Consider the following 6959-nt stretch of genomic DNA (forward strand, 5'->3'; position numbering starts at 1 on the left):
ATCCGACGCTTGCCGATCGTAAGTGATGCATACAGTATATAGTTGAACGCTCGTTGCCATCGGAGCAGTACGGGCGACCTCCGGAGGATGTCCCATGAAGGCCGAACTGCTGTTGACCGTCGCGCTGCTCAGCCTGTCGGGCATGGGGGTCGCGCAGGCCCAGATCGCCAATCCGCCCCTGAGCGCGCCGCCGGTCGCCGTCGAGGGTCTTGGCGGGCCCTATCCCGTCGTGATGGAAATGGATCCTTCGCTGGCGGACCACACCCTCTACCGCCCCGCGGACATGGCCGCCGTCGGCCACCCGCTGCCCCTGGTGGCCCATGGAGCCGGAGCGTGTCTGAACGTCGGAAACATGACACCGCAGTTCCTGGGTGAGCTGGCGTCCTACGGCTATCTGGTCGTGACCGGCGGTCCGATCATCGAAGGCGCAGACGCGCCGATGACGCCGGGGGGTGGGGGAGGTGTGATGCAGATCGCCACCCAAAATCGGACGGCCCAGTTGCTGGAGACCATCGACTGGGTGATCGCCCAGAACGACGTCACGGGGGGCCGCTTCGAAGGGCATATCGCGACCGACAAGATCGCTGTCATCGGCCATTCCTGCGGCGGGCTTCAGGCCATCGCTGCGGCCGACGATCCCCGCGTGACGACGGCCATCATCGGCAACAGCGGCATCATCCGCACCCCGCCCGCCGACGACACCCGCACCGGCCGCAGCTATCGGCCGGCGGGTATCGACGATCTGAAGCGGATCCATACGCCGATCCTCTATGTATCCGGCGGCCCGACGGACCAGGCCCAACCCAACGCGATCCTCGACTTCCAGGCCATCGACGGCGTTCCGATCTTCCATGCCGACATCGGTACGGGCCACGGGGGAACCTACCGCGAGCCGCGCGGGGGCGACTATGCCGGAGTCATGAAGGACTGGCTGAACTGGCAGCTGCTGGGCGACACGGCGGCCAGCCGGACCTTCGTCGGCGCGGACTGCCGCCTGTGTACCGACGACCGGTGGACGGTCGAGCGCAAGAATATCGACTGACGTCGGATGGAGTCAGGCCGTGTCGAAAACGACGCGGTCGCCGTCCCAGGCGAACTCGGTCTTGAAGCCGGCTTTCCGGGTGATGCCGATGATGTAGTCGGCGACCTCGCGACCCTTGTCGTCCTGACCCAGGGCCTGGGGCTGGCCGCCCGGCAGCATCCAGAACGGCCGGAAGCCCGCGCTGATCGTGCCGTCGGTCGCGATGTGGCAGGCGGCGACCATCCCGTTCCGCGATTCCGGATGGAATGGATAGAGGGGGTAGTCGGGCAGGGGCTCGAACCCGAACAGGACCTTTCGCCGCTCGGCCCAGGCCCGGCGTTCCGGGCTGGCATTACCCTCGACCGACAGGGCGCGCGTGACGGTTACGAAGTTTCCCAGACCGTGAAAGATCGGCTTGCCGCGCCAGATCTCAACGCCGCGCGTGATGTGGGCGTGGTGGCCGATGACGATGTCGGCCCCCGCGTCGATCGCGGCGCGGGACACGGCGGTCTCGTACATGGCGATGTGTGCCGGGGTGTGGACGACCCCCTTGTGCAGGGCGACGACCAGGACATCGACCTGATCGCGAAGGGCGGCGATGTCGCGCTGCATCGCCTCGACCGTGTCCGGCTCGGCGAACGTATAGACCCTGGGAGGACCGCCGGGATTGGCTCCCTCAGGTTCGTAGTGGCTGATGATCTTCAGATAGGCGCAGCCCGCGTTCTTCGGACCCGCCCAGCCTTCGCGCGGCCCGACGCAATTGTAGCTCAGCAGGCCCACCCGTTTGCCCGCGCGTGTCGTCAGGGCCGGCCGGCGAGCCTCGGCCAGGGTCAGTCCCGCTCCGCCCGAGACGATGCCTTGTCCGGTCAGGTTGGCGATCGTGTCGGCGATGCCCTCGGCCCCCCGGTCGTGGATGTGGTTTCCGGCCAGGCTGGCCATGTGGAAACCGGCGCGGCCCATGGCGCGCAGGTTCTCGGGATCGCTGGCGGGGGCGGGGATGTCCCCGATCGATTCCACGCCACGCGACGTGTGGGGCACCTCGACATGGCCGATCAGCAGGTCGGCTTCGGCCAGCATCGCGCGCGCCGGATCGAAGAAGGTATCGGCCTGCGGCTCGTCAAGGACGAGGTCGCCGGTCATGTACAGTTTGAAGGCGTCGGCCATGGTCTGGACTAACCCGTCGTGGGACGGAACGGAATGACGACGCTGGAGGGCGTGTCGCCGCCGAAGTGGACGCTCAGGGTCGGGGCAGGCGCGACCTCGACCCGGGCCCGCTCACGCGCGTCCGATCCGGTGATGCTGACCCGCAGGGTGTGGCCGGCCTTGAAGACGTAGGACACGGCCAGAAGATCGAACGAGACCTTGACCGGCGTGCCGGCGACCAGCGGCTGGTGATCTTCGGCCCACGACCGGCGCCACGGGGTGCCCATGGTGTTCCAGGGAGCCTCGACGACGTGGCGCAGCGACGCGCGTTGACGGCCCTCGCTGACCACGGTGACGGTCCCGTCCGGCGCGACGTCTTCCAGATAGGCGAAGACAGGCTGCTCGGGCGATGTGGACGAGATCCAGAGGTCGGCAATGGGATTGCCGGTGACCTCGGTGTCGGTCGCGAAGGTGCGGGCGGCGACGGTCACGCTGGCCGCAGAGGAGCGACACGGTTGGGCGAAGGGGCCGAAGTTCGGCGCGACCGGATCGGGCGGGCAGACCGGGGCGTAATCGACGATGAGCGCACGGGAGCCTGCGGCGCGGGGCTGTTCGCTGCCCAACGCATCCCCGGCCAGGAACAGTCGCCGGTTGTTCGTGTCAGGCAGCGGCCAGGCCTTGGCGCTGCGCCACTGCTGGCCTTCGGGCGCGTTGATGGTGAAGTATTGGATCGGGTCGTCGTTCTGGATGCCCGTGTCCTTGCCCTTCAGATAGTGGTCGAAGAACCGGACCTGTTCAGCCTGCAGGTCGAACCCGGGATTCAGGCAGTGACGCCAGGGCCCGATGATCATCCGCGCCTGGCCGGGCAGGTTGGCCAGAGTAATCAATCCTTCGGTTCGGAAATCATCATACCAGCCGCCCTGGATGTAGATCGGCACCCCGCCGTCGCGGACCTGGCTCAGATAGGCACCGATGCTGACCTCGCCCCAGAAGCGGGCCATGACCAGCGGTGACCAGCTGTCGCGATAGGGCATGGACTGCATCAGGGCCAGCAGGTTGGTCGAGGCGACGTGTTCCTCGGCCGCCTGGCGCAATAGGACCCGGTCCTCGTCGCCCTGGACGGGCATGGCGCGCAGGTCGTCCTCGACGGTGCGGGTCGGGCCTGTGCCGTACTGCGAAATGATGCCGCCGCGCGTGTGGCCATCATAGCGGTCCCAGGCGAAGCAGCCGGCGAAGACAGCCTTCAGGTGCGGCGGCCGGGCGACGACCGCGTGCATCGCCGCCTCCCCGGTGTTCGAGCAGCCGTACATGCCGACGTTGCCGGTCGACCATGATTGGGCCGCCAGCCATTCCGTGATCTCATAGGCGTCGAAGCCTTCGGTGAAGTCCTCGTAACCGCGGCGGGTGCCGAAGGAAGCACCGTTGCCCCGGCGCGCGGCGATGGCCACAACATAGCCGAAGCGGGTCAGGTCGGAGAGGGGGCGTCGGGCGTCCGGGCCTTCGCCGGTTGGACGCGTGCCCGCCGCCTCGATGTCGAGGGCGTGGTGCCAGATGACGGGGAGGGGCCCCTCGACGGGCACGCCGTTTACCGACGGCCTGTGCAGCGACACCGCGATCTTCAGTCCATCGCGCATCGTCAGGTGGAAAGATGTCGCGACCTGCTCCGAAAACTCTGGCTTGGCTGGGCCTTCATTGAAACCTGATTGAGCCCGTACGGACATTGGCGGGAAACACAGGGCGAACAGGACGAACAGGGCGGCGATGGCGCGGGTCATGGGCAGGCTCTGAAAAAAAGCGGCGAGCCAGGACACGCCCGGCTCGCCGTCAAGTTACTCCTGGGAGAACCGATGTGAGATCACCAGCTCTTGGAGATTTCGAACGAGATGAAGCGCCCGATCGCCGACGCCGCCTGACTGTCCCAGGAGACCGTGCCGTTCAGGGCGACGGGTGGATCCTCGTCGAACACGTTCAGGGCATTGACCGAGACCCGGACACCGTTGGCCATACCTTCGCCCTCGAACCTGTAGGACGCGGTCAAGTCATAGGTCGTCAGGCTGTCGACCATGACGTTGGGCGTGATGGCGGTGTTCCGATAGCTGTCGGTATAGTTGGCGAACGCGTTCGCCGACCAGCCGCCCATGTTCCAGCTCAGCGAGCCGCGCACGCGCAGATCGACGGGGTTGCCGATAGTGTCCAGCACGTCCACGACCGGCAGGCCCGCTGCGCCCTGGCGCTCGACCGTCAGGATCTTGGCCACATCGACGCCGACCCGCCAGTCCCCGAAATCGGTATCGAACGCATAGCCGGCCGAGATGTCGTAGCCGTCCTGGTTCAGCGTGCCGAGGTTCTGGCGACGACCGTCCAGCACGACGTTGATGTTGGCGACCGGCTCCACAGGGTTCTGCAGGTCGGGGCTGGCGAAATAGGATGCGACCAGCGCATTGAAAGCCGCGTTGCCGGCGACGTCCGTGGCGGCAGGGCGGCGGCGGATCAGGGCCGAATAAACCGTGCCCTGGGCCAGGGCATTGCCCGGTGCGACGTCGATACGGTTCTCGTACTCGATCCTGTAGTAGTTGAACGACAGGTTGAAGCCGTCGAGGAACTCGGGCGTCCAGTCGAAGCCACCGGAGAAGGTCTTGGCCGTTTCCGGGCCCAGGTCGTTGTTGCCGCCGTTGAAGAAGATGCCGCGGGTGGTCCCCGTTCCGGACGTCGGATCGGTGATATTCTGGACGAAGATATTGAGGATCTGCGCCGCGCTGTCGACGAGCGACGGGGCGCGGAAAGAGGTGCCGTAGGTGGCGCGGAAATTCAGGTCGTAGCCCGGCGAGTAGATCACGCCGACCTTGGGGTTGGTCGTGGTGCCGAAATCCGAATAGTCCTCGTACCGGCCGGCGACTGAGAGCTCCAGGCGCTGGACCAGAGGCAGGGCGTTGGTTTCGCTGATGATCGGCACAAAGATTTCGCCAAACACCGAGCTGATCGTGCGCTGGTTGAAGACCTTCTTGGTCGTCGTCGCGCCCGTGGCTAGAACATTAGTTGCCAGCAGGGTCTGACGGAAGGCGTTGTCGTGGAACTCGCCGCCCAGTGCCATTCGCACGGTGCCGCCCGGTAGATCAAACAGCGGACCGTCGACCTTGGCCGACAGATCTTGGGTAATGTTGGTGCCGAACGTCGCTCGGTTGGCGTCGATGATGTCGAGCAGGGCCGCATTGTTGGTCCGGTTGAACGTCCCGTTGCCGAACGGGTTGAACGCCGTCGCCGGGTTGGTCGACGCCAACGCCGCCGTCAGGGCGGCGTTGTTGATGACGTTCTTCCGATCCTGGAAGCCGCGGCTCATGCTGTGGGCGGCGTAGGCGACCAGACGCCAGTCGTGACCCAGATCGACATTCAGGCCAACTGCGTTTTGCTGGGCGTTTTCGAAGCCTGTCGAGTGGGAATCGTCGTCGTCCAGCAGGCGGTACTCTACGGTCGCCGCAGTCGCGCCGACCGGGCCGACGAAATACGGATTGGTGTTGCGAACCGTCAGGCTGAACAGGGCAGGGGGGGCCGCCAGGTCGTAGTCGCGCTTGGTGTAAAAGCCCTCGTACCAGAACTCCAGCCGGTCGGTAACCTGCTGGTTGATGTTGAACAAGAGGGTGTCGCGGGTCTGTTCCGGCAGCAGATCGTTGGCCGCCGCTTCGTCGTAGCGGTTGGCGGTCGTCAGCAGCTGGGCCGAGGTGACGCCCACGCCGTTGGTGTTGGGCAGGCCGTAGCGCACGCCGCCGACGACGACGTTGCCGGGGGCGGCGGTGAAGGGGCGGGCGTCGGAGCCGCCCCGCGCGGTGCGGTTCTGGCTGGCGAAGTCGCGATCGGCGCCCGACAGGTTGCTGCGCTCATTGTGCTCATACGCGATGAACAGGCCGCCGCGATCCCAGGTGCGGCCATAGGTCTGGCTGAACTGGAACTGGGACAGGGCATCGGCGAAGCCGTAGCGCGCGGTGGTTTCTGCGCCATCCCAGTTCCGGCGGGTGATCAGATTGACCACCCCGGCCACGGCGTCCGAGCCATAGATGGCCGAGGCACCATCGGTGACGACCTCGATGCGTTGCAGGGCGGCTGACGGAATCTGGTCAAGGTCGCCGAGCGCCTTGATCACGCCGTTGGGAGCCAGGCGGCGACCGTTCAGCAACATCAGGGTGGCTTCCGGCCCGATGCCGCGCAGGTTGGCGCTGCGCACGGCGGTCGAGTTGGCGGCGGCATCCTGGGCACCACCGCTGAAGCTGTTGCGGCTTTCATCTGCACCGAGGTTCAAGACCTGGGGCAGTAGGCGGGTCGCATCACTGACGTTGCTGGATCCACTGGCGACGATGTCGTCGCGATCGACGCCGATCGTGGGCGACCCCGCAGCTGCGACGCCCCGGATACTGGTGCCTGTGACGACGATGTCCTCGAGGGCTGACTCTTCAGGCTCCTGTGAGCTGCTGGGTGCAGGAGTGGGGTTGGACTGAGCAGACGCGAGCGACGGAACCGCCAATGCGGCGAACAAGGCCAGCGCTGACGCGCCGGCATACGCGGACCTGTATCGTGACACGAACATGGCATCCTCCCCTTGATGGTCCGGGCTTGATGCCCGTGACCCGTTGACGCCGACTATGCCGCCTTTTCGCTTAAACGCAAATAGTATGATTTCCAAACAGTCTTAAAGTCGCCCCTTGCGCATTTCGGCCGGATTTGCGGTCGACCTTCCAGCGTCCAGGGTGTCGAGAAACGCTGCGATCTCAGCACCGACGGCATCGTTGCCGCTGCCCATATTGTT

At 66.0% G+C, this 6959-nt stretch carries 4 protein-coding genes; 1 reads left to right on the top strand and 3 read right to left on the bottom strand.

All coding sequences use genetic code 11. The features are described 5' to 3' along the window. Positions 1-94: 94 nt before the first annotated feature. A complete protein-coding gene (locus ACILQR_RS14755) occupies positions 95-1042 on the top strand; it encodes a CocE/NonD family hydrolase (protein ID WP_395652145.1) in 948 nt (315 codons plus the stop codon). A gap of 12 nt (positions 1043-1054) precedes the next feature. Here the strand turns inward: ACILQR_RS14755 and ACILQR_RS14760 are convergent, their stop codons facing one another. The 3 genes from ACILQR_RS14760 to ACILQR_RS14770 all read right to left on the bottom strand — a co-directional run bounded on the left by ACILQR_RS14760 (position 1055) and on the right by ACILQR_RS14770 (position 6740). Further along, positions 1055-2185, bottom strand: a complete 1131-nt coding sequence (locus tag ACILQR_RS14760) for a CapA family protein (protein ID WP_395652146.1) — start codon at positions 2183-2185, stop codon at positions 1055-1057. Positions 2186-2193: 8 nt separating this feature from the next. Further along, complete coding sequence (locus ACILQR_RS14765; protein ID WP_395652147.1) at positions 2194-3939, bottom strand: CocE/NonD family hydrolase; 1746 nt, start codon at positions 3937-3939, stop codon at positions 2194-2196. Positions 3940-4019: 80 nt separating this feature from the next. Next, positions 4020-6740, bottom strand: a complete 2721-nt coding sequence (locus tag ACILQR_RS14770; RefSeq protein WP_395652148.1) for a TonB-dependent receptor plug domain-containing protein — start codon at positions 6738-6740, stop codon at positions 4020-4022. Positions 6741-6959 lie beyond the last annotated feature (219 nt).

Source organism: Brevundimonas sp. (assembly GCF_044239655.1).
Lineage (GTDB): Bacteria > Pseudomonadota > Alphaproteobacteria > Caulobacterales > Caulobacteraceae > Brevundimonas.